Below are 26,781 nucleotides of genomic sequence, written 5' to 3' on the forward strand. Positions count from 1 at the left end.
GAATAAAGCTGCCTCCTATCTCCTGTCTCCTATCTCCTATCTCCTGTCTCCTGAATACTGACTCCTGAATACTGACTCGATTCTGGCTGCTATAGTAGAAAAGCACCCATTGCTGACGATATCTGAGGTAGATTGCCGTGACTATTGCTTTAGACCAACTGCTCACCCCCGACATTTTTCGACCAGCGCGTTATTTGGGCAACGAGTTAGGTGCTAAACATAAAGAATGGGCAAGTGCGGTGGTTCGTTGGGTGTTAACCTATCCGGAAGTGTACGAAGTGGGGGCATCTAACCTCGGCCATATTATCCTCTACAATATCCTCAATGCACAACCCCGCCAACTCTGCGATCGCACTTATTTACCCGCACCGGATTTAGCCCAAAAACTCAAAGAGACAAAAACCCCCCTATTTGCCCTAGAATCCCGTCGTTGCCTCACAGATTTTGATATTCTCGGTTTTAGTCTCAGTTATGAGCTAGGAGCCACCAATATTTTAGAAATGCTCGACCTAGCGGCAATTCCCTTGACTTGGAGAGCAAGAGACTCGGGTAACTATCCGCTAATTTTTGCTGGGGGACAAACTGCCACCTCTAACCCCGAACCCTACGCCGACTTTTTTGATTTTATCGCCCTCGGTGATGGCGAAGAATTATTGCCAGAAATCGGTTTAATTTTAGAAGAAGGTAAACTAGCTAATCTAAGCAAAGAAGAACTATTGCTAGATTTAGCCCAAATTCCGGGGGTATATGTGCCGCGTTTCTACGATGTCACCCCAATCGGTGCAGTTATCCCCAATCGTGACGATGTACCGCAAAGAATTTTACGCCGGGTAGCCACTCCTATCCCAGCCTATTCTATCGGTTTAGTTCCCTTCGTCGAAACAGTCCATGATCGCCTAGTGGTGGAAATTCGTCGCGGTTGCACTCGGGGATGTCGTTTTTGTCAACCGGGGATGTTAACCCGTCCTGCGCGGGATGTGCAACCGGAAGCAGTAATCGAATCGATTGAAAAAGGAATGCGAGCGACGGGATATAACGAATTTTCTCTATTATCTCTCAGTTGCTCCGATTATCTAGCTTTACCTGCCGTGGGTATGGAGATTAAAAACCGTCTCCAGAATGAGAATATATCTCTATCCTTACCCAGTCAAAGAGTCGATCGCTTTGACGAAAATATTGCTAACATAATTGGGGGCAATCGTCAATCGGGTTTAACCTTTGCACCGGAAGCGGGAACCCAACGAATGCGCGATGTGATTAACAAAGGGTTAACCAACGAAGAATTACTCAGAGGGATAAAAACTGCCGTCGAACAGGGTTGGGATAAGGTCAAACTCTATTTTATGATCGGTTTGCCAGGGGAAACCGATGTGGATGTCATCGGTATCGTGGAAACGGTGCGCTGGTTGCGTCGGGAATGTCGTTTACCGAAGCGGAAACCCCTCGATTTTACCCTAACTATCTCGAATTTTACCCCTAAACCCCATACCCCCTTCCAGTGGCATTCCGTCTCCACGGCCGAATTTATCCGCAAACAGGAGTTATTAAGACAGGAATTCCAAGGCATGAGAGGGGTAAAAGTCAATTATACCGATGTCCGCATCTCGGCTATGGAAGATTTTATCGGTCGCGGTGACAGAAGTTTAGGGAAAGTGGTACTGCGCGCTTGGCAATTGGGTGCGGGGATGGATGCTTGGTGGGATAATACGGAAAAAGCCTATCAAGCATGGTCACAGGCGATCGAAGAATCCGGTTTAACTTGGAAATATCGTCAGGTAGAACAGGGAGAATGGAATATTTTTGCCGATACAGACAAAGATATTTTAGAGCGTCCTTTGCCCTGGGATCATCTGGATACCGGTATCGATAAAAAATGGCTAGAGGAGGACTTAAAACGCGCCCTAGACGCGGCAACGGTCCCCGATTGTTCTTTTGAGGGTTGTTCCCATTGTGGCGTTTGTAGCGTCGATTTTGGCCATAATATCGTCATTGAAGCGCCCCCGATTCCCGCTTTTGCCGGACATTTTCAACCCAATCAAGAACGCACCCAAAGAATTCGGGTTTGGTTTGGCAAAATTGGCGAAATAGCCCTAGTTAGCCACTTGGATCTGGTGCGTTTATTTGATCGCGTCGTCCGTCGGGCTGCTATTCCCATTTCCTTTACTGGTGGATTTCACCCTGGTCCGCGCATTTCGATCGCCAATGCTTTATCCTTGGGAGCAACCAGTAGCGGTGAGATTGTCGATTTTGAATTGACAAAAGTGATGGATTTAGAGACGTTTAAACAGCAGTTAACCGCACAATTACCCGCAGATTTGCCGGTTTATCAGGTGGAAGAAATTCCCTTAAATGCTCCTGCTGCCACCCGTTTGTTGGAAAAAGCTGAGTATTTGCTCACTTTTAATAGCGAGGGAATTGACTGCCAACAGTGGCAAAATTGGATCGAGGCAATTAAACAAGCAACGGTGATGGAACGGGAAAAAACCACCAAATCCGGCAAAAAAGTCACGATTAATCTGCGAGAACAATTATATGAATTAGAGTTAAAAACTGTTGACAAACAAGCCGTTTTGTGCTATGTGGGCAGTTGTCGCAATGATGGCACTTTACTGCAGCCCGATCATATCGTCGAGATGTTAGAAAGGGTTTCTGGCCAAGAGATTTCGCTGCTTAATTTTCATCGTCAGCGCTTGATTTTAGGAGCTTAACCATCGTAAATTGTTCCCTTTATGCTCTAACCCCAGAGAGTCAGCTAATCTTGATCGACTAATTCCAAGTAATCATCAATCAAAGCTGGCCGGTAATTTTGAACAACCAAAAGTTTCCTAAGATACAGATTCACCTAATCAAATAAAAGGAGATGAAAATTAAAATCTGGTTGATTTCAGGCTACCGGCAATAGTCACTGATAACTGATCACTGATAAACTTATTGCAAGGCGTCGAAAACTTTAAACATGGGTAGGTACATAGACAGAAGAATAATTCCCACCATCCCGGCAATACCGACCATCATCAAGGGTTCAATGATACTGGTTAAAGCTTTAACGGCCTGTTCCACCTCATCTTCGTAGAAATCCGCTACTTTCATCATCATGGCATCTAATTCTCCTGTTTCTTCACCAATACTAATCATTTGAATGGCCAAAGGTGGGAAAACATTGGCTTTTTGTAGGGACAAACTCATCATTCCCCCCTGCTGAATTTCCTTCTTAGCACCAGCGATCGTATTAGCAATTACCTGATTACCCACCGTATTACAAACTATATCAAGGGAACTCAAAATCGGGACACCAGAACGCGTCAGAGTCCCAAAAACCCGGCAAAATCTAGCCACAGCCGATTTTTTATTCAAATCGCCAAAAAGGGGCATTTTAAGGAAAAACCAGTCAATTTGCAGACGACCTATCGGGGTTTTGTAATAGCGACGCAGCAAAAAAACCGTGGCAGCAATGGTGACAATCGGAATTAAAATCAACCAACTACGCATCACACCACTTAAAAAGAGCATAAATTGCGTTAAAGCTGGTAGTGGCACCTTCAAATCGGTGAAAATTTTCGCAAACACGGGAATTAAAAAGATCGTCATCCCGAAAAACACAATTATCGCCAAAATTCCCACCGCTACCGGATAGGTCATCGCTGATTTAATCTGGTTTTTCAAGCGGGCCATATCTTCCAAAAGTTTCGAGAGACGGAGCAGCACTTCATCGAGTACCCCCCCCGTCTCTCCAGCTTCGATCATACTGACATAAAGTTCATCAAAACACTCCGGATGTTTGGCCATCGCTTCCGATAACGGACTTCCTTGCTGTACCTCAGCACTAATCGCTTGTAAGGCCTTTTTCATCTTGGGATTACTGGACTGATCCCCCAAAACTCCCAAACATCTCATAATCGGCACACCAGCATTAATCATTACCGAAAATTGACGGGAAAAAACCGCTTTATCTTTGATGGAAATCTTGGCAAATATCAACTCTAAACTAGAAAGATCGATCTCTCCTCCCGCTTTTTTGACTTTACCGACGGCGGCATATTTTGCCTTCAGTATCATTCGAGCATGATCGGGAGACATAGCTTCAACTTTCTCTTGGAAAACTTTTCCAGAGCTGCTTTTAACTTGTGCGACAAAAGTAGGCATAGGACAAATTAGTTATCAGTTATCAGTTATCAGTTTTTTAGCTGTTAGCTGTTAGCCATCAGGAGTCAGGAGATTATTTTTATTTATTGTCCCTGCTTCGGTACTCCCCAATCTCCTATGCCTTTTAAACAGTATTTATCATTAGAAACGGGCTTTAGTTTTGGCGTTAGCAACGGACCCAGCGACCAGACGTTGTAATTCATCGGGTTTACTACTTTTAGAAATTGCCTCTTCAAAGGATATAACACCGCTAACAACTAAATTAGCTAATCCCTGTTCCATAGTTTGCATTCCTAGCTTCATTCCCGTTTGAATTGCCGAGTAAACTTGGGGGGCTTTTCCTTCGCGAATTAGGTTAGCGATCGCTGGAGTTACCACCATGATTTCCTGTACCATTGTCCGTCCAAATTCCCCCGGTTTGGGATTTTTTTTCTTGACTAGGTTTTGACTAAAAACTGCTAGTAAAGAATTGGATAACATGGCGCGAATTTGTGCCTGTTGGTTAGCGGGGAAAACGTCAATAATCCGATCCACTGTTCCCGCTGCCGAGCTAGTGTGTAGGGTTCCGAAGACTAAGTGACCGGTTTCCGCCGCCGTGATTGCCAAACTAATTGTTTCTAAATCCCGCATTTCTCCCACAAGGATAATATCAGGATCTTCCCGTAAAGCTGCTCTTAGTGCGTTAGCAAAACTCTTGGTATCTTCTCCTTTTTGTCGTTGGTGAAACAGGCTTTTTATATTAGGAAAAACGTATTCAATTGGGTCTTCTACAGTTAAAATATGTTCAGACCTAGTCCGATTAATTAAGTCTAAAATTGCCGCTAAAGTGGTAGTTTTACCTGAACCTGTTTGGCCAGTTACGAGAATTAATCCCCTCGGTCTTTCCGATAATTCTCGGATCACTTCTGGTAAATTTAATTGTTCAAAGTTAGGCATTTTAGAGGACAAAGCGCGTAAACAAGCTGCATAGGCTCCCCTTTCTTTATAAACATTTATCCTAAATCTTGCTAATCCTTTCACCCCGTAGGAACAGTCTAATTCCCAATTCTGCTCTAACTCTTTTCTTTGGGTATTATTGAGCATACTAAAAATCAATTTCTGACAATCTTGCGGGGTTAAAGATTCTTCATTAATCGGGGACAGTTTGCCACTAATGCGAAAATAGACCGGCGCCCCAGACTGAATGTGCATATCGGAACCGCCCATCTCGACCAATTGTTCCATTAAATCTTCGATCATTAATTCCATAAGTTAAACCCCATCTATAAGGTAAAATCAGTGAACAGTGAAAAGACATTGGGAAAGTGCTATTTAAGACTACTCACTTAATACTCCTTACTTAAAACTCAAATCTCATAACTGATAACTGATAACTGAAAAACTGTCTTAATCACTAAATCGCGGTGTCATACAATAGGGACAATCGAGCCATTCTGGTTGTAGTTCGGCGCGACAACCACTACAGATTAAACCGCTTTTCCGTTTGGCTTTTAATTCCGCTTCTAGACCAGAATCGGTCAGTGTCACCCGTTCTACTTCTTCGAGGGTGGTGTAACCCTCGCGCACCAGATTTAAACTATAGGCTAGGAGTGTCACCATGCCCTCATCAACGGCCGCCTCCTTAATGCGATCGGTTGTCGCCCCTTGGTTAATTAACTGCTGTATTCGTTCACTATTCTGCATTACCTCATAGACACCGATGCGATCTTTGTAACCGCTGCCAGCACACTTAAGGCAGAGATTGCCCTGTTTTCGCGCTTGTTGAATTTCCTCCATAGTTAGGGTATTAGCCTTATAAAAAGTCACTTCCTGTTCATTGGCAGCGGAAAGACCAAAACGGGCTAATTCCTCTTGACTAGGGTGATAGGCGACCCGACACTGGGTACAGACGCGCCGCACGAGACGCTGGGCCAAGATTCCCAACAGAGAACCAGAAATCATGAACGGTTCAATCCCCATCTTATCAAGACGAACGATCGCACCTGCGGCATCGTTGGTGTGTAGGGTAGTTAAGACCAAGTGACCGGTTAAGGCGGCCTCGATCACCGTTTTAGCCGTTTCCCTATCCCTAGTTTCTCCCACCAGAATCACATCCGGGTCTTGTCGCAGGAATGCCCGCAGAATCGAGGCGAAATCCATGCCTTTTTCGCGAATTATCTGCACCTGGGTGATGCCTGGCAGAGAATATTCGATCGGGTCTTCGGCCGTACTAATATTGACCCCAGGGTGATTTCTTTCCGCTAACACCGAGTATAAAGTGGTGGATTTCCCTGAACCGGTGGGGCCTGTCACCAGCAACAGACCAAAGGGACGACTAGCCATGTCTCGGACGATTTGCAGAGTATTTCGATCAGTGATTAGTTTATCTAAACCCAACTGGGTAGCCGAGTTATCGAGAATCCTTAAACAGACTTTTTCCCCGTAGCGACTGGGCAGGGTATTAACCCGAAAATCTACTTTTCGTCCTTGATACATCCGCCGAATTTTACCATCCTGGGGAAGACGACGTTCGGAAATATCGAGATCGGCCATGATTTTAAACCGGGCTGTGACCGCCGGGGCAATTTTTTTCGGCAGTGGCTCAAAAGCTTGATGAAGAACTCCATCTTTGCGAAAGCGAATTTTCAGGAATTCTTCTTGGGGTTCGATGTGAATATCGGAGGATCCTTCCTGTAGAGCTTTAGCTATAATTTTATTGACAAGGTTGATGACGGGGGCTTGATTAGCATCCCCTTCTCCGAGATCATCGGCCACTTCATCGTTAGCAACACCAGAGGTCAAATCAAGACTGCCGACAATATCGGTCAGATCCGAGAGTTTTTCCAGTTCTTTTTCTTTTTGCAGTCGGGCTTTCTCCCGTTCTAGTTCCGATTGAGCCGAGTGGAATTTTTCCAGTAATCTTTCATAATCTTCCCCGGCAATCACCAAACGCTGTAAACCTAAATCCCTGGGGCGGAGGATACGATTGATATCGTCAGTAGCCTCGAGGTTGTCAGGATCGACCATGGCTATCAAAATCGCGGCTGGCTCTCCTTCGATTCGACGCAGGGGGATGAGACGATAGCGACGACAAAGATCGATCGGAATCAAAGAATCGATCAGCCTGGCTATTTCCAGTCCATCCACATCGCTCAATTCTGGGTCGAGCGATTCGACTCCGTAGAGGATTTTTAGTTCAAATAACTGGTTTTTCTTATACTGTCGCTGTAAATCCGGGGGCAAAGGCCGCCCGGTTAGTTTTTGCAATATTTCTACTAGCGATCGTCCCGATTTCCGCGTTTCTACCAGGGCCTGTTGCATTTGCTCGGCACCGATATAGCCCGACTGCACTAACTTGTTACCAAAGGGGGAAAAGTAATTGCGTAGGGCGACAGCACGGGTTTTCTTGGAAGAAAATGTCATAGACGATTCCTAACCTCTTCACTAGCCTTTAATCTTCCCAATTTTACTGAGAAAACTGCATTCTAGCAAAAATTTTTCTAGATCACTGATTATCTATCGGGGCCGCTTATATCTAGTTACGGATCTTGTCCACAAAATGTTACATTAAGGGTTAAACCTTGATTATTAGCTGGTACTTAAAGACCAAAATCAGCATTAAATGGTCATATATTGCCAAATTCCCCACTAAAATCCTATACCATGAGTGCAGAACCAAATACCTCGGCAATTTTCGACGAAAACCAAGAATCCTCTTCTAATTCCCCTGAATCTCCTACAAACGAATCAGAAGCCAGTGTCACCGATGAAGCCAAAACGGTGACGGACAAGGCCGCCTCTAGCGAGGAATTTTCCTTTCTAGGTGGAATGACTATCGATACTCTACAAGAGGAAATTGATACTCTCAAACAGCAGTTAGAGGAACAAACCCAACAGGTTGATGCCTATAAGAAACGCTATATCACTCTAGCAGCCGAGTTCGACAATTTTCGCAAACGCACGGCCAAGGAAAAAGAGGAACTGGAAACAAAAATCAAGGGCAAAACCCTGATGGAAATTCTTGGTGTGGTGGATAATTTTGAGCGCGCTCGTACTCAAATTAAACCAGCTAACGATGGCGAGATGGGTATTCACAAGAGTTACCAAGGGGTCTATAAAACCTTAGTGGACAGTCTCAAGCGTTTGGGCGTTTCCCCCATGCGTCCGGAAGGTCAACCCTTTGATCCTAGCTACCACGAAGCGATGATGCGGGAGTACACCGATGAACATCCCGAAGGCACGGTAGTCGAGCAGCTAGTGCGAGGATACACTCTCGGAGAAGATGTTTTGCGTCATGCTTTGGTAAAAGTGGCCGCCCCCAAAGAGACAGATCCTAACGCTGATCAGTCCGAATCTCCTTCCATTCCATCCCAGGAATCCCTCTAACACCTCCACATCAAAAAGTGTTCAGATATTTTGGTTTTGGGGATATGTTTTTCCTCCCTATCCCCTCTTCCCACTGAAAGACTTTTTCTCGCTTTTATCTTTTAATTAAAAACGCTTCTATACCCAAAGCTTTTGCCCCTTGGTAATCCTCTTTTTTACTATCGCCAATATGCCAAGCTTGTGCCGAGGGACAATCATGTTTTTGCAGGGCGATTTGAAAAATTTCAGCATCGGGTTTAGCTGCTCCTGCCTGAGAAGAAATCGTGATCGATCGAAAAAAATATTCTAAGCCTAATTCGGCCAAAACTTGGTAGATACGACTATCAAAATTAGAAATAATGCCCAACTCGATCCCCTGAATCTGCCAGAGTCTTAAAGCGGGAATGACATCCTCGTACAGCACCCAAGGCTCGGCCGTGGCAAAATGATGATAAAGTTCGCCAAAAAAAGCCTCAAAATCGGGAAATCTTCCCAGATAACCTAAATTATTAAAAACTGCCCCAGTCAGCGATCGCCACCAGCGATACTCTAACTCAGGAATTTGTGCCGGTTCAACGTCAGGAAAAGCTAGGGGGGGAGAAGTGGGGAAAATAGCCAAGAAAGACTGTTCTAGACTCTCGGCCGCCACCTCTACCCCAAAATCCGCCGCTATTTGACTATAAATTCCTCCGACACTGCCTTTTACCCCAAAAAGGGTTCCCACAGCATCGAGAAAAATAACTTGCGGTTTCTGCATAAGAGTTTTGTCTTTAACGGTCTAACTGAGGTTTTTAGGGTCGGTCTTTTGGGGGGTTTAACACACCTAACCATTGCTTATTTTAAAGGATTATGGCCGAAATTCTTGGATCCCTTGCCAAACCCTTAATACCTCTGCCACCGTCCATGCTTGGGCAAAAGCACCCCTAGGAGTAAAAGGAGCATTACCATCGAAAATTTCACTTAAATTACCGATACAGCTATCCCGAAGATGGTCAATCATCGGTGTTAAAAAACTCTGGGCTAGGATGGGATCGCGATAGACTTTTAGATGGGCTTCGATAAATGCCCCTAATAACCATCCCCAGACTGTCCCCTGATGGTAGGCACTATCTCTTTTTAAGCGATCGCCACTGTAAACGCCAAGGTAATCAGGATGATCGGCATCTAGCGATCGCAAACCGCGAGAAGTCAAAAGTTTTAAAGCACAAATATCGAGAATGGCCTTTTTCTGTGGGGAATTTAATAACTCCTCCACCGACAAAGACAGGGCAAAAAGTTGATTCGGTCGTAAACTGGCATCATTACCCTTGTCCGTATCTAAAACATCGTAACAGTACCCTAGAGAATCGTCCCAGAAGCGAGAAAACCCTTTTAAGGTCATTTCTCTCATTTTTTCGTAATCAGTGGCATCCATGCCCAAATAATGGGCAAATTGAACCATAATTTTTAGGGCATTGAACCAAAGGGCATTAATTTCTACGGGTTTGCCGATGCGGGGAGTAATCACCAGATCATCAACTTTGGCATCCATCCAAGTTAACTGTACTCCCGTTTCGCCGGCATAGATCAAACCATCGTCATCTAGGTGAATATTGTAGCGAGTACCGCGACGAAACCAAGCGATCACTTCCGTTAAAGCGGGATAAATAGTTCTGAGAAACTCAAAATCTTGGCTTTGGTTAAAATAGGAACGAATGGCTTCAAAATACCAAAGAATAGCATCGACAGCGTTATATTCGGGCATTTCTCCGCCATCGGGCAGTAAATTGGGCAATAAACCCCGGTCTAGATAACGGGAAAAAGTTAGTAAAATCTGACTGGCGATCGCAGATCTGCCTGTAGTCAAAGTTAATCCTCTTAGGGAGATCATCGTATCGCGACCCCAATCACCAAACCAAGGATAACCCGCGATTATCGTTTTGCCATCCGGTTGATCCCGGAGAGGACGACTAACGATAAACTGGTCGGCAGCGAGGGTAAGTTGTTGAATCCATGGCGGCTGCTGGGGATTAATCAGACTATTTTCGTAGCGATAGCGAGACTCTAGAGAAGATTGACCGTCTAAACTGGGATCGGGACGGGTACTAGCGGCAATTGTCACCGATTCTCCCACTCTAAGAGTAGCCGAAAAACTGGCGGCATGGAGATGATTTTCCCGATCGATTAAACCACGATAACGTTCCACAGCCAAATCAAAGCGATAATACCAGATATGAGCGGGAAAAACCTCTCCTTGACTGATTAATAGATAAAAAGGTACAGCATTGTTATATGCAATCACTCTTACTCCTTTTTCTAGGGGACTAATAGCCATTTGCCAGTTAAAACTCTGGGTATTGCCGTGAAAATCGCGATAATTGACAAAAGCAGTCAGATTCAGGGTTAAAGGAGAATTGCCGCGAAGGTAGGTATAGCGGGTATAGGTGGTATTTTCTCCCTGTTCCATCCAGATACGCTTTTCTAGTAAGGCATCCCCACAGATAAAAGTCCAGACGGGAATTGTCCCTTCCAGATGAAAACTTTCGATATTAATATAGCCTTGTGGTTCGATCGTAGCACCTAACCAGCGATTGCTGGCCAGATGATAGAGTTTCTGGTTATATTGTACCGATTCATCGATTTTAGTCACTAGAAGTGTTCTTTTCGTCGGTGGAGCCAAAGCAGCGATCAAGAGGCCATGATAACAGCGCGTTAGCAATCCGGCCACAGTTCCCGAGGCAAAACCCCCAATACCATTAGTGACTAACCATTCGCGCTTTTCAGCCACCGGGAGACAATTACAGATATCCCGACCAAAACGGAGCTTGACCATAGGCTTCCAAATTCCTAGGAATTTTGTTATAATCAGAAATTGTGTCTTTAATATCTATAGACTAACTCTATCTTAAGGAGAAAAATCAGCAGTGAGTAAACGTACTTTAGAAGGAACCACGCGCAAACAGAAGCGCACTTCCGGATTTAGAGCGAGAATGCGTAGCGTCAACGGACGTAAAGTGATTAAAGCTCGTCGGAAAAGAGGACGCTATCGTTTAAGTGTTTAGGTTATTCTGGGAACCGACTAATTTTCGTGGGATTACCCCAAGTTCATCGCTTAAAACATCGACAGGATTTTCAAGCTGTCTATGGAACAGGGAAGCGTTATCACGGTTCCCACTTAACCTTAATTAGTTTAGAGGATTCTGGCCCGGATAAGGCTCTTCCCAGTCGTTTTGGCATCTCGATTAGCAAGAAAGTTAGTAAAAAAGCGGTGGTTCGTAATCGACTAAAAAGGCAAATAAGAGCGGTAATTCGGCAGTTATTGCCAGAAATAGCGACAGGATGGCGAGGAATAATCATTATCCGTCCCGGGGCGATCGAGTGCAATTATGAACATTTTTTGCGAGAATTAAAGCAGTTGTTAGTGAAGGCCAATATAATTCATGGGCATTAAAGAAGAAACTTTTTATGAAGGCGGTCCGCACATCGGCGACCTAATCATCAATATACTGCTAGGATTTACAGTGATTTGTTTACCTTTAACCGTTGGGGCAGTGGTGCGGGCAATCTGGTTAAGATATAAGATAACCGATCGGCGGATTTCAATCACTGGGGGTTGGATGGGACGCGATCGCACAGATATTATCTATTCAGAAGTGGCAAAAGTGGCAAAAATGCCGAGAGGAATTGGTCTTTGGGGAGACATTGTCGTAACTCTCAAGGATAGAAGTCGTTTAGAAATGCGAGCGATGCCGAAATTCCGGGAAATTCATGACTACATTGCCGAAAGAGTCGCCGATAAAACCGGTCGTCCCCTAGAATCGATCATCAGTCAATAAAACAAAATAATCGATCGCCGCGATTCGATAAATTAGATTTGTCAAAGTGAACCCCCATTAAACGAGAAGGCATAGATTAAAGCCATGGATTTTGGAGTCGGATTTATTTCCACAAATATCATGTTGCCAATCCTAGATTTTTTCTTTCGGATTGTGCATAGTTACGGTTTCGCCATCATTGCTTTAACGCTGGTGGTCAGATTTGCCGTCTTTCCCCTCAGCGCCGGCCAGATTCGCAATATGAGAAAAATGCGAATCACTCAACCCTTGATGAAGGAAAGACAGGCAGAAATTCAACAACGCTACAAAAATGACCCCCAAAAACAACAGGAGGAAATGGGCAAATTAATGCAGGAGTTGGGCAATCCCCTAGCGGGTTGTTTACCCCTGTTATTACAAATGCCGATTCTTTTGGCTTTATTTGCGACGCTGCGGGGTTCCCCCTTCTCGGATATTAACTACACCGTCGATTTACAGGTGTTACCGAGCGAACAAATCGCCCTCGTCCAGCGCCAACCCTATGGCACCAAACCCCAAAACGTTTATATTGACGAGTCTCTCCACTATCCCATCACCGCTTTTTTACCCCAAGGCAATAAAATCGCCCCGGGAGAACAGGTAAAAATCGACCTGCAAAACGACCAGGGCAAGTCTTTAAGCCAATTAGCCACGGAAGCACCCGAAAATAACCTAAAACCCACCTACGAGGTGGTTAAAGGTCAAGAACTGGTGCAAGTTAATGAAGACGGTTCTATCGTCGCTTTAGCCCCCGGAGATGCCAGTATTAAAGTTATCGTGCCGGGGATTGCCGCTAATACGGGTTTTCTCTTTATTGAGGCCCTGGGAAGAATTGGGGCAACCGGTGCCAATGGTGAAATTCACTGGGATATCTTGGCGATGGTGATCGCTTTCGGTATTAGTATCTATGTTAACCAAGAGTTATCCGGTGCCGGCGCTCCTTCGGGGGGAGCAGCCCAACAACAGCAAACGGTGAATAAAATCACCCCGATAATTTTTAGTATGATGTTCCTGTTTTTCCCCTTACCGGCGGGGGTATTGATGTATATCTTAACTGCGAACATCTTCCAAACTATTCAAACGGTGATTTTGATGCGGGAACCTTTACCGGAAAACCTGCAAAAATTGGTAGCGGAACAGGAAAAAACGGAAAAATCCCGCGATGCTCTCCCCTTTGAAAAACGTTCTAGCAAGAAAAAGGAAAAAACATCGTAATGAGTATATGGGAGCAAAATAGCGAGAAAGCTAAACAATGGCTGGAAAAACTGCTAAAGTTGATGGCCATGCCCACAGATGTCCAGATTGGTGTGCAGGAATTGGGAACTGGACCTTCCTCCTGTTGGTTAATTATTGATAGCAGTCAATTGAGTCCCCAACAAGTGGAACTTCTCCTCGCTAACAAGGGTGAGGGACTGGATGCGATTCAATCCCTAGCTAATACGATTCTGAATATTGGTGTCGAGTCGGCAGAACATCAGTTCTATATTGTCGAAATCAATGGCTATCGTCAACAAAGACAGTCAGAACTTTTCGACTGGGTTAATCAAGCGGCGACGCAAGTGCGGCAAACAGGACAGGAAATAGAATTAAAAGCCCTATCTTCGGCGGAACGTCGCCAAATCCATGCCTTTTTTCAGGAAGAAAACGATTTAACCACGGAAAGTCGCGGCGTGGAACCCGATCGCCGGTTAGTAATTCGTTTAAAGTAGGATCAAAGGGTGGGGTAAAACCTGCCCTCTTTTTTATTTTAGGCTTTAGCCTTCTTGCTCACTCTAAAATTGAGTTGAGAATTATCACAGCCGTGGAGATATAAAATTAGAAAATACGACCACCTCGACGATTGGGAGCTAAACCACGATTACTGGGTGTAAAGCAGTAGGCATCGCGATTGATTCGTCGAATATTCTCTTGTAAAAATCGATCACAATTGCCCTCTGGAACGATAATTGTTTGATAGAGCGATTTTCCCGATAGATTACTATAGTAAGGAATCCAAAGAATACCCAGATTTTGAAATCCATATTTGAAGTGTAGTTCTTCCCCGCGTTTCTTTGCTTCGTATTCGGTCTTCCAAGCTGACTCGGCAATTACTCGCAGACCTTCAAAATCGGCACTGTGCCAGTCAAGACGTGGAGCAGCGAAAACCTCACCGAAAAATGTACTCGAAAATGCCATGCACATCATCAATAAAGTGATTTCTTGTCTGATATTCATGAAAAATTGATAACTGAAATATTTTTTATTTTAACCTCAGTTCAAGATAAGCCGAAACCCTAATTTTACCTTAGCCAGTCAGTCCTATTCTTTCCTGAAAGTCATGGTAAAATCTGCCTAACCCGAACTGACGTTATTTTAGCCAGATATCTCCTTTCTCTTCTGTCTTTTCGCCTGTTTTTGCTCTCAAAGCTCTGGCAGCCAAAATTTTGTCATCGATTGACATTGTTAATAGTGGGATTAACTCCCCATTCAACTTTAAAAACACCCCACACCCACGCAAAACTTTTTGCCGCAAACCCTAGTTAATAACTTAACTTCAGAGCATTTACTGGTACATCATCCCAGGATTCTACGGTTCTTAAAACTGCTACCCACCCCGCTTGTTTTTGTTCGTCCGTAAGATTGGTTAACCAACTTTGATGACAATCTTTTGCCGCTTGTTCGTCTTGACAGGCAATACAAGCTTGTACTAAACCACAGGGATCAATCTGTTCATTTACCCAAATAATCATAGTTAATAGCCCTACTTAACTTTATTATTATAATCCATCGATCGCCCACAGAGAAACTTTTGATATTGATAACCTGTTACATAATTGGAGGACAACTCTGAAGGTTGACAGTCCGATAAATCTATTGAAGAATGGAAATTGATTAACCATAATTCAAAAGGGGGAGAAGATGACCGATTAAAATTTGGCTTTTCTTCTGGGTTAACTAAGATAAACTTAGGGTTTTTATCGGGAAATCTTTGGTTAAATTCCCAAGCAATTCCCATCATTTCTCCCACCTGCACCAAACTCCTATAGCTAGTGGCAATTACTAACGGATAACGGCTATTATTTTCGATAGTGGTAACTAATTTATCTGGGCGATAATACTTACGATAGCCTAAATTAAAAGTCACACTTAGGGAACTAACTAAAGCCATGATAATTACAATAATTACTATTCTTTTCTGCTGCCTTTGCCAACAATTATCTAATAAAATTGCTAGAATTAAAATTACCGAGGGAAAGTAAACAAAACTATATCTAGCTCCCCGGGTAATATCGATCGAAAGCAGATAGGTGATGACAAAGAAAATGGCAATTGAACTGAGAAAAAATGCCGATAGAATGCCTAATTCTGGTTTATAGGAGTCTAGCCATGCTGTTTTTAATTGTGGGATAATCCAGAGAAAAAAACCGATCATTATTGCCCCAGAAATCAAGATAATTATTAAAGATTCTGATTCAACGGGGAGCAGGGAAAGCATAGTTATTAATGTTCCCAGTAACTGAAAAAAGGGGCTAATTACGGCTAAAAAACTATCATTGTCTCTCTGAATCCAACCAGTCATCTGATTGCCATAATCTTTGGGTACAAAGCTGATAAACCAAATAATAATAAAGCTCAAGTTACCTAAAAAAACTAAACTTAAACGCCACCAATTAGTTATCCAAAAGTTTTTTTGTTTGATTTGATTGAATAAAATCCATAATAAAGTTAGCACTTCCGCTAGGATAGTTAAACTAAAAAAATAGTGGACTAATAAACCTAGACAGTTGACAATTAACCAGAAAAAAACCAAAGTATGGGATATTCTCTTATGGTCGATAATTTTGCTGCTTGCCCTCAGAAAACAGCCTAAAGATATGAGGACAAATACAACCGCTAAAGTATAATGACGCGCTTCTTGGGAGATAAAAACCGCGTAGGGAGAAACCGCCATTAAAATCGCCGCAAGAAAAGCGATCGAGCCTGATTTAAAGACCAATTTACTGATAAAATAAATTAGAGGAATCGAAATAACTCCCCAAAATACTGCCAGCGATCGCATTCCTGCTAAAGATACATATTCTACCCGATCAAAGAATAATTTATTCCAGAAATAGGCGAAAATAAAATATAAAGGTGGATGATTGTCCTCCTGAATAACTAATTTAATTACATCGGCAATAGTTGCCTGATGGTTGCTCTGGAGAGGTGCTAATAAAGTGTCTAGGGAAATTATTTGATTTAACGGCACTATCTGGTAATTATTGCCAATACTAAAAACCATAGTGGCAAATTCATCCGTCCAGGGAGGTTTGCTATTTAATTGTGTTAACCTAATAACCAGTCCCAAAATTATTACTAATCCTAACCAAAAAAAATCAGACCAAGCTAACCGCTCCTTGCCTTTTTGTTGTAGATTAGAAATGACTGTAGATAAATTCAATTTAATTGTTATCTCCAAAAGATTCGATTATTTTAACCGCTTCCGATGGGGAAATATCTTGACGGCAATTAGGATAATCATACTCCTCCCGGGCAATTAATGCCCCACTGAGACGATAAAAATATTCTCCCATTTTCATCCAATCGGAATACAAATCGGGTTCGGGAAATTGTTGCCTTAATTCCGAGTCTTGGGGTGTACCATAATTAAGCCAGTATCCTTCTCCAAATAGTGGGGAATTGAGCGCTAGGGTTCCCTCTAATTCTAAACCATCATCGCCCCTGGCGTTTTCGATTCCTTCCACCAAAAAACAGCTATTCTCGGCATTTTCAAAGAGGACTGCGTATCCTTTCCCCTCTTCTGCGAGGATTTTAATCTCGCTGGCCCGAAATCCGGGGGGGATATAGTTAGGTAAAATAATCTTAGCATCTAGCGATCGCAGTTGTTGCCGTTGACTGGCGCTCAAAGTTACCGTTTCTGCTCTCAAATATTGCCCATTGTCAATAATAACAATAGATAATCCTAAAACTAAAGGCCAGAAAAATTTTATGGTCATAATCGCTGTTTCTAGGGTCATATTCTGGAGAATATGTCAGTTTTTAGGCAATTTACTGATTATTTAACCATATAAGCGACGAATATTGCCCTTTTCCTGTTCCCGATTCCCTATTTACCGATTCTAATCGACAAAAAATCATAGCTTATCTGTGGATTCCACTTTTTTCCACTTCTGTCACCCGGAATTATGGGACTGACATCACCCCAAACCCTCTCGTATTCTAAGGTTATCGACAGGAAAGAGAGGTAACAACCATGTTAGTCAGCCACCAAAATCCAACTTTTGTCCGTAACTACTTAATCGCAGTTATCTCCGTGGTGATGATGGGTGTGGGAGTTGCCGATCTCGTCAATAATCCCTCCCGAATCGCTCAACAAAACCGTCTTGATGGTTATGGTCGCTATGTTAGCGCTGGTTTGGTTAGCGGTGCGGTCAATAATATGCGTTAATTTACCTCTGATTCTCAATCCTGTTGAAAAGGTGTGGCTCTCCCAGGTTTGGTGGGTAAAATGTATTCTAAGATACATTACTCCTAGCGAGGGAGTGGAGCGAACCACAAAGACACAAAGGACACAAAGATCGATCCTATGTAAGTTAAACTTATCACACAGAACCTAGAAGAGCCAAGGTGTGGGGGAGTGGGTAGTTTTTTCAGTGATCAGTAAACAGTAAACAGTGAACTGATAACTGATAACTGATAACTGATAACTGATAACTGATAACTGAAACTGCTTAAACCCAAGAATGGAGAGCGCGTAATTGTGGCGTTTTTTTAGCTTGGTGGGTCTGCATTCTTTGTAAAACATCATCGAGAATTGTCACCGCTTCGCGGATATATTCCCCCTTATTCAGCATGACACATTCGGCCCTTTCGGCCATAGCGGCATCGGTAATCTCGGCCCGGGAGGGAATACTTTTCTTGACCAGATTTTCTAGGACTTGGGTAGCCCAAATTACTGGAATATGGGCTGCTTCACATAACCAGAGAATTTCCTCTTGAATTTCTGCTAATCTTTGATAGCCAATTTCTACAGCCAAATCACCCCGGGCAATCATCACCCCAAAAGGTTGTTTACCGGCGGCATGGATGATTAATTCCGGTAGATTTTTTACGGCTAAAGGTGTTTCTATTTTGGCCACAATTGCTTTTTGTCGCCAAGCATCCCCCAAACGACTTTGTAACTCTAGCTGTAGTGTCTCGATATCGCTGGCTTTTTGTACAAAAGAGTAACCGATAATATCGGCATTTTCGGCAATAAAATCTAAATCTTGCCGGTCTTTTGCGGTCAAAGGATCGATATTTAAGACGGTATCGGGGAAATTTAGTCCCTTATCTGCTTTGAGTTTTTCCCCTTTCTCCCTGGCGTGGGTAATTTTTAGTAAAAGACCTTCCGGCATTATGGCAATAACTTCAGCCCCAATATGACCATCATCAATCCAAACTTTCGCCCCGACGGGAATTTGGGGAATAATTTCCGGTTGGGAACAATTAGCCTGAAAATACTGAGGATGGGCAGTATGGGGCGGTTGGGTGGTTAAGAGGAGAAAATCCCCTTGATATAGTCTGGTTTGGGACTGGGGAGCTAAAATCTGTTCTAAACGGATTTTTGGACCGGCTAAGTCCATATAAACTTTACAGGTATGTCCATTGACTAAATTTTCGGGATTTTTGACTGCCTCGCGCAGATTTTCAATCATTCCCTGCCACTCTTTCGGGCTATCATGGGCGCAATTAATGCGAATACAGTCCATCCCGCAACGCAGTAATTGGGCGATAAAATCGGGGTCGGTTGCCGCCTCCGTCGGCATTGTCACCATAATTCGCACCCGACGCTGGGGGGAAGGCAGACCGAAAACTTCGGCGCTATGGGAGGCTAAAAGTTGATCTCCTTGGAAAAATGCCTCTAAAGGGGGATGTTTGGGTAATAATGAGGCTTCTTGATGACAAACCGCCCCTAAAGTGGCAATTACCGCATCGAGAGTCGGTAAAACTTTCGATTCAATCCGGCCTAGGGAAGATAATCCCCAGGGCATTAAAGCTAATTGCAAATCCCGGATATCTTCTTGTCTCAGGGCGAGATAATAGGCTAAATTACGGGTGCTAGGTTGAAAATTTTCCCTTTCAATCAGGTTTTTCCACTGCTGCAATTTCTCCTCTCCTTCCACTGTCACAAAATGCCGTAACCTTTGCAGATGATGGAGGAGAGTTTGGGGATAGGATAATTGTTCTCGTTTGAGTTGTTCTGAGAGAGTTAAAGACATAAAATTAAGTAAAAAGTAAAAATCGTCAATTAAGCAGGGAGGCACAATTATTTGTAGGATGGGTTAGCGGTAGCGTAACATGAGCGGGCGTTGGGTTTCATGCTTCAACCCAACCTACGTTCATCTTATATTTAATTCCACCCACCTACTTACTAAGGCAATATTTGCCTAGAAAATGCTCACTTTCGCCGCTTATATTGCTTTTGGCTGGTTATGGGGTCAGTTCTCAGATATAATCTCTCTGTTTCTATACTAAGCAAATATCCCGTCTCTAGAAGTTAATTTTTGCTACGATTTATGGCGGTTATCTTAACGGTGAGGTGGGAAGTTTTGGTTTTCGGTGGTCGGTGGTCGATACTCAAAAAGCTAGGTTTATCGGTGAAAAATTATCGATAAGCTTCCCTGTCTTATGCCTTTGATAAAATTTAAAATAATGGCGTACATTGGCTGAATAAATTATCTTTTTTGAGCTATATTAAGTAGGTAGGCACAATTATTTGTAGGATGGGTTAGCGGTAGCGTAACATGAGCGGGCGTTGGGTTTCATGCTTCAACCCAACCTACGTTCATTTTATATTTAATTCCACCCACCTACTTAAAGGTGCATAAAGTGATTAGTAACTACAGTATTAAGTTTTATGAAGGGAGGGAATGCTCCAGAATCGCGACTATAATGATTAAACAGATCATTCCTGTGTCGGCGAGAGCGATAAAATATGTCTGCCACTGAATACGAAGCAATTATCGGTTTAGAAACCCACTGTCAACTGAACACCAAAAGCAAGATATTTTGTTCCTGTCCCACCAACTTCGATAGTCCCCCCAATACTAACGTCTGTCCCATCTGTTTGGGTTATCCTGGGGTATTACCCGTCCTTAACCAAGAAGTCCTGGCCAGTGCCGTTAAACTGGGATTAGCTATCGACGGTAAAATCACACCTCATAGCAAATTTGATCGCAAACAGTATTTTTATCCCGACCTGCCGAAAAATTATCAAATTTCCCAGTATGATCTCCCTATTGTCGAACAGGGTCAACTAGAAATCGAGATCGTCGATAAAAAAACTAAGGAAGTTAGCCGCAAAATTATTGGCATTACCCGTCTGCACATGGAAGAAGACGCGGGAAAACTGGTTCATGCTGGCAGCGAACGTCTCTCCGGTTCCACCCATTCCCTCGTGGATTTTAATCGTACAGGTGTACCATTATTAGAAATTGTCTCGGAACCGGATTTACGCACCGGGGCCGAAGCGGCGGAATATGCCCAAGAATTACGGCGTTTAGTGCGTTATCTCGGCATCAGTGACGGTAATATGCAGGAAGGTTCCCTGCGCTGCGATGTCAATATTTCCGTTCGTAAAAAAGGCACTAAAAAGTTCGGGACTAAGGTAGAAATTAAAAATATGAACTCCTTTAGTGCTATCCAAAAAGCCATAGAATACGAGATTGATCGACAAATTGAAGCGATCGAAAATGGCGAACTGATCGTACAGGAAACCCGTCTTTGGGAAGAAGCTACTCAACGGACGATTAGTATGCGGAAAAAAGAAGGTTCTAGCGATTATCGCTATTTTCCCGAACCGGATTTACCCCCCCTAGAAGTCTCCCCCGAACAGTTAAAAGCTTGGGCGGAAGAATTACCGGAATTACCCGCTCGTAAACGTCGTCGTTATGAAGAAGAATTTGGTCTTTCCCCCTACGATGCTAGGGTTTTAACCGATGATCGCACCGTGGCCGAATATTTTGAAACTGCGGTAATTGCGGGGGCAAATGCGAAATTAGTCGCTAACTGGATCAGTCAAGATATCGCCGCTTATTTAAATAATAATAAGCTGACGATCACGGAAATTGCCCTGCAAGCGTCAGACTTAGCGGAATTAGTTAAACTGATTGAAACGGGAACAATTAGTGGCAAAATTGCTAAGGAAATTTTACCAGAACTTCTCAGCCAAGGCGGTTCACCAAAAGCGCTGGTGGAAAAGAAAGGATTAATACAAATTTCTGACAATTCTGCGATCGAAAAACTGATCGAGGAAATTATCGCCGCCCATCCAAGTGAGTTAGAAAAATTCCGTGCTGGTAAAACCAATCTTAAGGGATTTTTTGTCGGTCAAGTCATGAAAAAAAGCGGCGGTAAAGCCGATCCTAAATTAACTAGCCAAATCTTAGATCAAAAACTTTCTGGTTAGTTATATTCAGTGATCAGTGGGGAGCGGGAAGTGAGAAGTGGGGAAGTGGGGAAGTGGGGGAATTTCAACTAACACCCCAACACCCTAACACCCTAACACCCTATCACCCCAAAACCCCCCGCAACGCGCACGCAGTGACCACCCTGCCTCCTGTCTCCTGACTCCTGTCTCCTGTCTCCTGCCTCCTGCCTCCTGTCTCCTGTCTCCTGACAGCTAAAATAACCGATAACTGATAACTGAAAATGACCTCGCAATTAAAGCCTAATAGCCCAAAAATCCTCGCTGTTGTCAACGGTAAAGGTGGTGTGGGTAAAACCACCACTGCGGTCAATTTAGCGGCAATTTGGGGGCAGAATCAGCGTGTTTTGCTGGTGGATGCGGATCCGCAGGGTTCCTCCACTTGGTGGGTAGAAAGAAATCAAGCGGGTATGGTATTTGATTTAGCCAAGCAAATTAATACAGAGAAATTAGGAGAATTGCGTCAAATTATCGAGTACGATCTGATCGTGATTGACACACCACCAGCTTTGCGCTCCGAATTACTGACGGCAGTAATAGCAGAATCAGATTATTTAATTTTACCGACTCCTCCCGCACCGATGGATTTAATGGCTTTAATTGACACGGTACGCACGGCAGTTAAACCCCTAGGAATTGCCTATCGGGTTTTATTAACAAAAGTGGATTCCCGTAGTCTTAAGGAAACTTTAGAAGCACAAAATACTCTATTAGAATTAGGTATTCCCGCTTGTCATGCTTTTGTCAGAAATTATAAGGCCCACGAAAAAGCCGTTTTAGACGGGGTTGCTATTACCAATTGGCGCGGTAAAAATGCCCAAGAAGCCAGCGCCGATTATCGTCGTGTGGCCGAAGAATTAGAACGGGATTGGTAGATTTATGGACAGGTTTTCTAAGGACAATATTTTTGTAGTAAAGAAATGACTAAATCTAGACCATCGGGCTGAACTTGAATAGTATAGGCTTCGGCTTCGATTTGTCTGCTAAAACCCTGATAATTCATAAAAAATCTTCTGGTCATTGCTGGTGGTTCTATGGCTAAATTAAGAGCTTTAACTGTTTTGCCTCCATGACAAAGTTGAGCGGCATGGACAGCTTCATGAATTAATGTTGGTCGGGCAATACCTAAGTCAAAAACTAGGGGATGAATCCAAATAATTCTAGTTTTACTATCAAATAAACCGTAGGCTCCTCGCACTGGTGGCGGGGCAATTTTGACGATAAAATTATGTTTTTCTAGAGCTTTTTGCAGTCGGAGAAAATCATGATTTACCGCCGATAAATTTTCTCCTGTGGCTAATTGCATTCCTAGAAAAACAGCAGCGATTGTGTAATAAATGCCCATCGGGTGATAGTTCCTATTAAAGAAAAATCAAAATTAGCAAGAGGTTATTCATTGATGAATCGAACCATCGGGGAGAATTGTTCCTGTTAAAATTGCCCCGGTTAATTTCACCATAATACGCTTACCAAAGCCAATTTTTGCCCCGCGTAAATCCGCCGCCGACAGATCCGCCCCGCTTAAATCCGCCCCGATGAGATTGGCTTCCTGTAAATTTGCGCCTTTAAGGTTCGCTTCGAGGAGATTGGCGCGAAAAAGATTAGCTTTGTACAGATTAGCCTTTTCTAGGTTAATTTTGTGCAGGAAACTATCGCTTAAGTCGGCATGGCTTAAATCAGCCCCGATGAGACTGCGACTAGAGAGATCTTTTTCTTTCAGGTTAGCTCCCTGTAAATCGGCTCCGTTTAAATCCCGATAGTGAGGGCGCCAGGCGCCATGATTGTGAACCTGATGGTTATTCTGGGAGTGGCTGTGTTGACTATGGGTTTGTTGACTGTGGGTTTGTTGACTGTGGGTTTGGGAATTTTGGCCGGGTTGGCTAGGGTGAGGCTGATAGGGAGAAGCAGTTTTATAGGCGTGGGCGGGCTGTGTTTCAGTTTTAGGGGCGGAATTGGAGCGTTTAGGAGAATTTTGATGAATTTGCCGCAATTGTTCCCTAGCTTGGTTAATTTCTTGCAGTTTAGCGGTGGCTTTTTCCAAAAGACGCTGATTATCTTTGGGAATGCGATCGGGATGCCAAATAAACACCAAATCTTTGTAGGCTTGATTGATCTCATCGAGAGATGCCCCATGATCTAACCCTAAAACTTTATAGTATCGCTCCAATTCTTTCATTATCGAAGTCCTAATACAAGGATAAAAGCATTAATGGCTACAATTTCTCTGAGTCTTGTCGGATTTTCTAGGAGAGGATTTCTTTCAGGATAATTTGACTCTGGGAGAGTTGCCATAAAATTTGAGAAAATGTCTGGTAATTAAGAAAATCTCGTTTTTCTATCCTGTTTTGACGCGTAACTGTATAGCACATAACAGCAAAATTAGCAAATTTTTGATACAAAACTTAATTTGTGCTGTTGGGGGTTAGGGAGAGAGAAGTGGGGAAGCGAGCAGGGTGAAAGCGTCTCAAACGCTATTGACAATTGGCCAATTTTGTGATCCGCGTGGGACTTTCAAGTGATACCAGTCGATTAGAATAGTTAGGAAATCGACCCATTTGGTCTATTTTTGCTTAACAATTGAGATGGTAAATTCTACTCAAATATGCTTGAATCGTCCTCTGGGTAAGCAACTCACATAAAGTTCATTTTGTCAAGGATTGTTAAGATGCGCTTACCCCGACATTGATATTCTCAATCTTAATTGAAATGACTATATTAACCTCTCACAATAAACCGCGATAACGGATAAAAACGAGGATTACTGCCCAAGAACCTAAAGCTACTTTAACGGCGACTAAAATGTTTAGTATCGGTAAAATACCCCCACTAAATAGCGCCCCTAATTCCCCGTGGGGTAACTCAAATCCTGAGAGAGTAATGGCGGCTAAAACAATAAAAACTAAGACGGAAATTTTCTCCCATGTTGCCGCTTGCCAACGGCGATAAATTGCTTGCATCCATTCGGGAGACGAGGTAATTGCTATTAAGCCAATTGCCGTACCTCCGGCGACTCCGGCGGCAAAACCTCCCCCCGGACTTAAATGTCCGCGGATAGCTAATTCAATGCCCACTAAAGCGGCAATTGTTGACCCTAAACGGGCTAAAATAATTGAAGGTTGGTCGGTAAATTGATGGATTTTACTGGCGGGTTTTTCGGTGGCTAAAAGAAAATTCGCCCCCATAATGGCAATGGTAAAAACAACCACTTCATAGATGGTATCGTAGAGACGATTACGAAAAATAACCACCGAAACCGCATTAGGAACACCGCCATCGCGCACCAGGGATTCAACAATTTCTAAGGATGATATAGAGGAAGCAGTATTGGGAATAATTACCATTTTGACAGCGAAGGCAATAGCGGCTAGAGTATAAATCCATTTCATTAGTGTTTCTCCTCTAATTTTGGGGTTTCAATACAGGTTAAAATCGTGTTGGCTGCCGTTAATTCATTTTTAAAAATATCGTAGAGATAGGGTAATCTAATTGTGGTTTCGTAGGGGATGGTTTCTAGATTGTCTTGACGGATACAGACGGCATGAATATCCTTATCTATAAGTGCCTGTTGCAAAGCTTGTTTATCACTGTAGGCAACTAATTCTAAACGCATAAAACGTTTACTTAAAACCGTTTGTAGTTGAGTTTTTAACTGTTCTAAAACTGTATCGTTTTCCTCGGCAATTACTCCTAAACGCATCACTAAAGAGGAACGAATCGCCACCGCGTAGAGAGTTACGGCTAACATGGTTCCCATCAAAGCTTCGGTTAAAGACACATCTGCTGCCCCTAATAAAGCATAAACTAAAGCGGCTATTGCTCCCAAAACCCCGCGAATTACTAGAGCTTGGTAGGGATTGGATTGTAATATTACCATCGCCGCAGTTAAAGGCAAGAGGGCAACAATAACATAGAGATAACTTTCATTCATCTTTAATTTTACTCTCGATCGCTAGAAGTATAAGCTAAAACGTAGCCTAACATGGTGTTCCAAATTGCTAGGGAAATTATTGCCAATAATAATAAAGGCCAATTTTGGGGAACTTTCAAAAGTAGCCCGAAAATAATCGCCATCGAACCCAAAGTATCAGCGACAGATAGACCATGTAATTTATATAATACCGAGCGCTTGTCTAAAAGATGCGCCGTTCCCCAAAACCAGAAAAAAACTCCGATAGCGATACAGATATAACTGAAAATGTTAATCATGATTCGTTCAGTCGTTTAAGAATTTGTGCTAATAACATAAATCCGGCATTACCGACACTGAGAATAATCACTGCTACCACTCCAATCATCCAATCATCCCGCAGAACCGACACCACTAGAATAATAATCGATGATTTACTGGAAGCACTGGCAAAGGCGGCCATTTTTTGCCAGATGTCATCATTTTTTGCCACTTCATAAAGGGGAATTAATAGGGCGACAATCATGGCAATGAGAACAATATTCATCCCTGGGTACTCCGTTTAATTACATGAACTTCATAACCCTCATTTTCCTTGTATTCGGTGACGATAGTTTTCGGGGTAAAGGTAATGAGAAATATATCCCAAAAAGCCAATCTGGGTGAACGTTTACCCGACATTCTCTCGAAAATAATTTCTTCTTCCTTGTGGGGACGAAAGATAATCTCAAACGCTTCTTTATAAGCTTGGGGAATAGCCATAAAAACTTTAATTATTACCTTTAACCAATCGCCTAAAGTTTCGCTAGAGGCGAAATTACGGGGCAAAAGAAAAGCAATAGCCACCCCGATCATAATATTAGCGGGGGTAAAATTAGCGGTGAGCAAAAACCACATAGTTAAACGCAGAATTATATGTCCGATCATGCTAAGACCATCCAAAATAATAGAACTAACATTATACTCATCATACCGACGAGATTATCAAATTGTTCCCAAGCTGTTGATAATTGTAAGGACAGCTTTTTAAATATCCCTAGATACAACCCCCAACCGATAGCAATAATCCCTAAAGCTTTGCTGATATTTCCCAGATTGTAGGCATC

27 protein-coding genes and 1 pseudogene are annotated in these 26,781 nt (G+C 43.1%); 10 read left to right on the forward strand and 18 right to left on the reverse strand.

The genetic code is table 11. The features are described 5' to 3' along the window. Positions 1–137: 137 nt before the first annotated feature. Positions 138–2,708, forward strand: a complete 2,571-nt coding sequence (locus PN470_RS02365) for a TIGR03960 family B12-binding radical SAM protein (protein ID WP_271939107.1) — start codon at positions 138–140, stop codon at positions 2,706–2,708. 220 nt (positions 2,709–2,928) lie between these two features. On the opposite strand, the gene PN470_RS02370 is transcribed toward PN470_RS02365, so the two are convergent. From PN470_RS02370 to PN470_RS02380, 3 genes are all read right to left on the reverse strand, one after another. Next, positions 2,929–4,143 (reverse strand): type II secretion system F family protein, encoded by a 1,215-nt coding sequence (locus PN470_RS02370; RefSeq protein ID WP_103111795.1) that lies wholly within the window; start codon positions 4,141–4,143, stop codon positions 2,929–2,931. 141 nt (positions 4,144–4,284) lie between these two features. Further along, positions 4,285–5,391: a type IV pilus twitching motility protein PilT gene (locus tag PN470_RS02375; protein WP_103111796.1), complete on the reverse strand. Its 1,107-nt coding sequence runs from the start codon at positions 5,389–5,391 to the stop codon at positions 4,285–4,287. Positions 5,392–5,529: 138 nt separating this feature from the next. Then, positions 5,530–7,545 carry a GspE/PulE family protein gene (locus tag PN470_RS02380; protein ID WP_271939101.1) on the reverse strand — a complete coding sequence of 672 codons (2,016 nt, stop codon included), beginning with the start codon at positions 7,543–7,545 and terminating at the stop codon, positions 5,530–5,532. A 240-nt stretch (positions 7,546–7,785) separates the two neighbouring features. On the opposite strand from PN470_RS02380, the gene grpE reads away from it, so the two are divergent. Continuing rightward, positions 7,786–8,508: a nucleotide exchange factor GrpE gene (gene grpE, locus PN470_RS02385; RefSeq protein WP_002738986.1), complete on the forward strand. Its 723-nt coding sequence runs from the start codon at positions 7,786–7,788 to the stop codon at positions 8,506–8,508. 94 nt (positions 8,509–8,602) lie between these two features. Here grpE and PN470_RS02390 read toward each other — a convergent pair whose 3' ends face one another. Both PN470_RS02390 and PN470_RS02395 read right to left on the reverse strand, forming a co-directional pair. Further along, positions 8,603–9,244 carry an HAD-IA family hydrolase gene (locus tag PN470_RS02390; protein WP_271939098.1) on the reverse strand — a complete coding sequence of 214 codons (642 nt, stop codon included), beginning with the start codon at positions 9,242–9,244 and terminating at the stop codon, positions 8,603–8,605. Positions 9,245–9,334: 90 nt separating this feature from the next. Continuing rightward, on the reverse strand, positions 9,335–11,299 hold the full coding sequence (locus tag PN470_RS02395; protein ID WP_271939096.1) for an amylo-alpha-1,6-glucosidase: 1,965 nt from the start codon (positions 11,297–11,299) through the stop codon (positions 9,335–9,337). Positions 11,300–11,390: 91 nt separating this feature from the next. On the opposite strand from PN470_RS02395, the gene rpmH reads away from it, so the two are divergent. The 5 genes from rpmH (at position 11,391) to PN470_RS02420 (ending at position 14,029) form a co-directional block, all read left to right on the forward strand. Further along, positions 11,391–11,528 carry a 50S ribosomal protein L34 gene (gene rpmH, locus PN470_RS02400; protein WP_002739276.1) on the forward strand — a complete coding sequence of 46 codons (138 nt, stop codon included), beginning with the start codon at positions 11,391–11,393 and terminating at the stop codon, positions 11,526–11,528. 26 nt (positions 11,529–11,554) lie between these two features. Continuing rightward, positions 11,555–11,917: a ribonuclease P protein component gene (rnpA, locus tag PN470_RS02405; RefSeq protein WP_130758085.1), complete on the forward strand. Its 363-nt coding sequence runs from the start codon at positions 11,555–11,557 to the stop codon at positions 11,915–11,917. After that, positions 11,907–12,302: a PH domain-containing protein gene (locus tag PN470_RS02410; protein ID WP_002738951.1), complete on the forward strand. Its 396-nt coding sequence runs from the start codon at positions 11,907–11,909 to the stop codon at positions 12,300–12,302. Before rnpA ends, PN470_RS02410 begins: the two co-directional genes overlap by 11 nt. Positions 12,303–12,386: 84 nt before the next feature. Next, positions 12,387–13,535, forward strand: coding sequence for a membrane protein insertase YidC (gene yidC / locus PN470_RS02415; RefSeq protein WP_002739053.1), 1,149 nt, complete (start codon positions 12,387–12,389; stop codon positions 13,533–13,535). Then, positions 13,535–14,029 carry a Jag family protein gene (locus PN470_RS02420; RefSeq protein WP_002739254.1) on the forward strand — a complete coding sequence of 165 codons (495 nt, stop codon included), beginning with the start codon at positions 13,535–13,537 and terminating at the stop codon, positions 14,027–14,029. Before yidC ends, PN470_RS02420 begins: the two co-directional genes overlap by 1 nt. Positions 14,030–14,135: 106 nt before the next feature. On the opposite strand, the gene PN470_RS02425 is transcribed toward PN470_RS02420, so the two are convergent. The 4 genes from PN470_RS02425 to PN470_RS02440 form a co-directional block, all read right to left on the reverse strand. After that, positions 14,136–14,534: a hypothetical protein gene (locus tag PN470_RS02425; RefSeq protein ID WP_002738634.1), complete on the reverse strand. Its 399-nt coding sequence runs from the start codon at positions 14,532–14,534 to the stop codon at positions 14,136–14,138. Between the two features lie 305 nt (positions 14,535–14,839). Continuing rightward, positions 14,840–15,049 (reverse strand): hypothetical protein, encoded by a 210-nt coding sequence (locus PN470_RS02430; protein ID WP_002752080.1) that lies wholly within the window; start codon positions 15,047–15,049, stop codon positions 14,840–14,842. Positions 15,050–15,060: 11 nt separating this feature from the next. Further along, positions 15,061–16,740: a glycosyltransferase family 39 protein gene (locus PN470_RS02435; RefSeq protein WP_272103541.1), complete on the reverse strand. Its 1,680-nt coding sequence runs from the start codon at positions 16,738–16,740 to the stop codon at positions 15,061–15,063. 1 nt (position 16,741) lies between these two features. Next, on the reverse strand, positions 16,742–17,317 hold the full coding sequence (locus PN470_RS02440; protein ID WP_130758082.1) for a hypothetical protein: 576 nt from the start codon (positions 17,315–17,317) through the stop codon (positions 16,742–16,744). Between the two features lie 236 nt (positions 17,318–17,553). On the opposite strand from PN470_RS02440, the gene PN470_RS02445 reads away from it, so the two are divergent. Then, positions 17,554–17,748: a hypothetical protein gene (locus PN470_RS02445; protein WP_002738625.1), complete on the forward strand. Its 195-nt coding sequence runs from the start codon at positions 17,554–17,556 to the stop codon at positions 17,746–17,748. A gap of 283 nt (positions 17,749–18,031) precedes the next feature. On the opposite strand, the gene PN470_RS02450 is transcribed toward PN470_RS02445, so the two are convergent. Next, positions 18,032–19,561 carry a pyruvate kinase gene (locus PN470_RS02450; RefSeq protein WP_272103544.1) on the reverse strand — a complete coding sequence of 510 codons (1,530 nt, stop codon included), beginning with the start codon at positions 19,559–19,561 and terminating at the stop codon, positions 18,032–18,034. A gap of 716 nt (positions 19,562–20,277) precedes the next feature. Here PN470_RS02450 and gatB point away from each other — a divergent pair. Continuing rightward, positions 20,278–21,750 (forward strand): Asp-tRNA(Asn)/Glu-tRNA(Gln) amidotransferase subunit GatB, encoded by a 1,473-nt coding sequence (gene gatB, locus PN470_RS02455; protein ID WP_272103546.1) that lies wholly within the window; start codon positions 20,278–20,280, stop codon positions 21,748–21,750. Between the two features lie 242 nt (positions 21,751–21,992). Beyond that, positions 21,993–22,643, forward strand: coding sequence for a ParA family protein (locus PN470_RS02460; RefSeq protein WP_002745320.1), 651 nt, complete (start codon positions 21,993–21,995; stop codon positions 22,641–22,643). A 17-nt stretch (positions 22,644–22,660) separates the two neighbouring features. On the opposite strand, the gene PN470_RS02465 is transcribed toward PN470_RS02460, so the two are convergent. The 8 genes and pseudogenes from PN470_RS02465 to PN470_RS02500 all read right to left on the reverse strand — a co-directional run. Next, positions 22,661–23,113 carry a hypothetical protein gene (locus PN470_RS02465; RefSeq protein ID WP_272103548.1) on the reverse strand — a complete coding sequence of 151 codons (453 nt, stop codon included), beginning with the start codon at positions 23,111–23,113 and terminating at the stop codon, positions 22,661–22,663. Positions 23,114–23,161: 48 nt separating this feature from the next. Further along, positions 23,162–23,944 carry a pentapeptide repeat-containing protein gene (locus tag PN470_RS02470; RefSeq protein WP_272103550.1) on the reverse strand — a complete coding sequence of 261 codons (783 nt, stop codon included), beginning with the start codon at positions 23,942–23,944 and terminating at the stop codon, positions 23,162–23,164. Between the two features lie 547 nt (positions 23,945–24,491). After that, the gene (locus PN470_RS02475) at positions 24,492–25,154 is read right to left on the reverse strand and encodes a Na(+)/H(+) antiporter subunit B (RefSeq protein ID WP_002738825.1); all 663 of its coding nucleotides are present in this window, start codon (positions 25,152–25,154) and stop codon (positions 24,492–24,494) included. Beyond that, on the reverse strand, positions 25,154–25,696 hold the full coding sequence (locus PN470_RS02480) for a DUF4040 domain-containing protein (RefSeq protein WP_272103552.1): 543 nt from the start codon (positions 25,694–25,696) through the stop codon (positions 25,154–25,156). The genes PN470_RS02475 and PN470_RS02480 overlap by 1 nt, the downstream gene beginning before the upstream one ends. 8 nt (positions 25,697–25,704) lie before the next feature. Further along, positions 25,705–25,974: a monovalent cation/H(+) antiporter subunit G gene (locus PN470_RS02485; protein ID WP_002761419.1), complete on the reverse strand. Its 270-nt coding sequence runs from the start codon at positions 25,972–25,974 to the stop codon at positions 25,705–25,707. Continuing rightward, positions 25,971–26,222: a hypothetical protein gene (locus PN470_RS02490; RefSeq protein WP_002739224.1), complete on the reverse strand. Its 252-nt coding sequence runs from the start codon at positions 26,220–26,222 to the stop codon at positions 25,971–25,973. Before PN470_RS02490 ends, PN470_RS02485 begins: the two co-directional genes overlap by 4 nt. Next, positions 26,219–26,602, reverse strand: a complete 384-nt coding sequence (locus PN470_RS02495; protein WP_002745310.1) for a Na+/H+ antiporter subunit E — start codon at positions 26,600–26,602, stop codon at positions 26,219–26,221. Before PN470_RS02495 ends, PN470_RS02490 begins: the two co-directional genes overlap by 4 nt. Then, positions 26,599–26,781 (reverse strand): annotated as a pseudogene (locus tag PN470_RS02500) (cation:proton antiporter); the annotation flags it as partial. The gene PN470_RS02495 and the pseudogene PN470_RS02500, both read right to left, overlap by 4 nt.

The organism is Microcystis sp. CS-574, assembly GCF_028329095.1.
Taxonomy (GTDB): Bacteria; Cyanobacteriota; Cyanobacteriia; order Cyanobacteriales; family Microcystaceae; genus Microcystis; species Microcystis ichthyoblabe_A.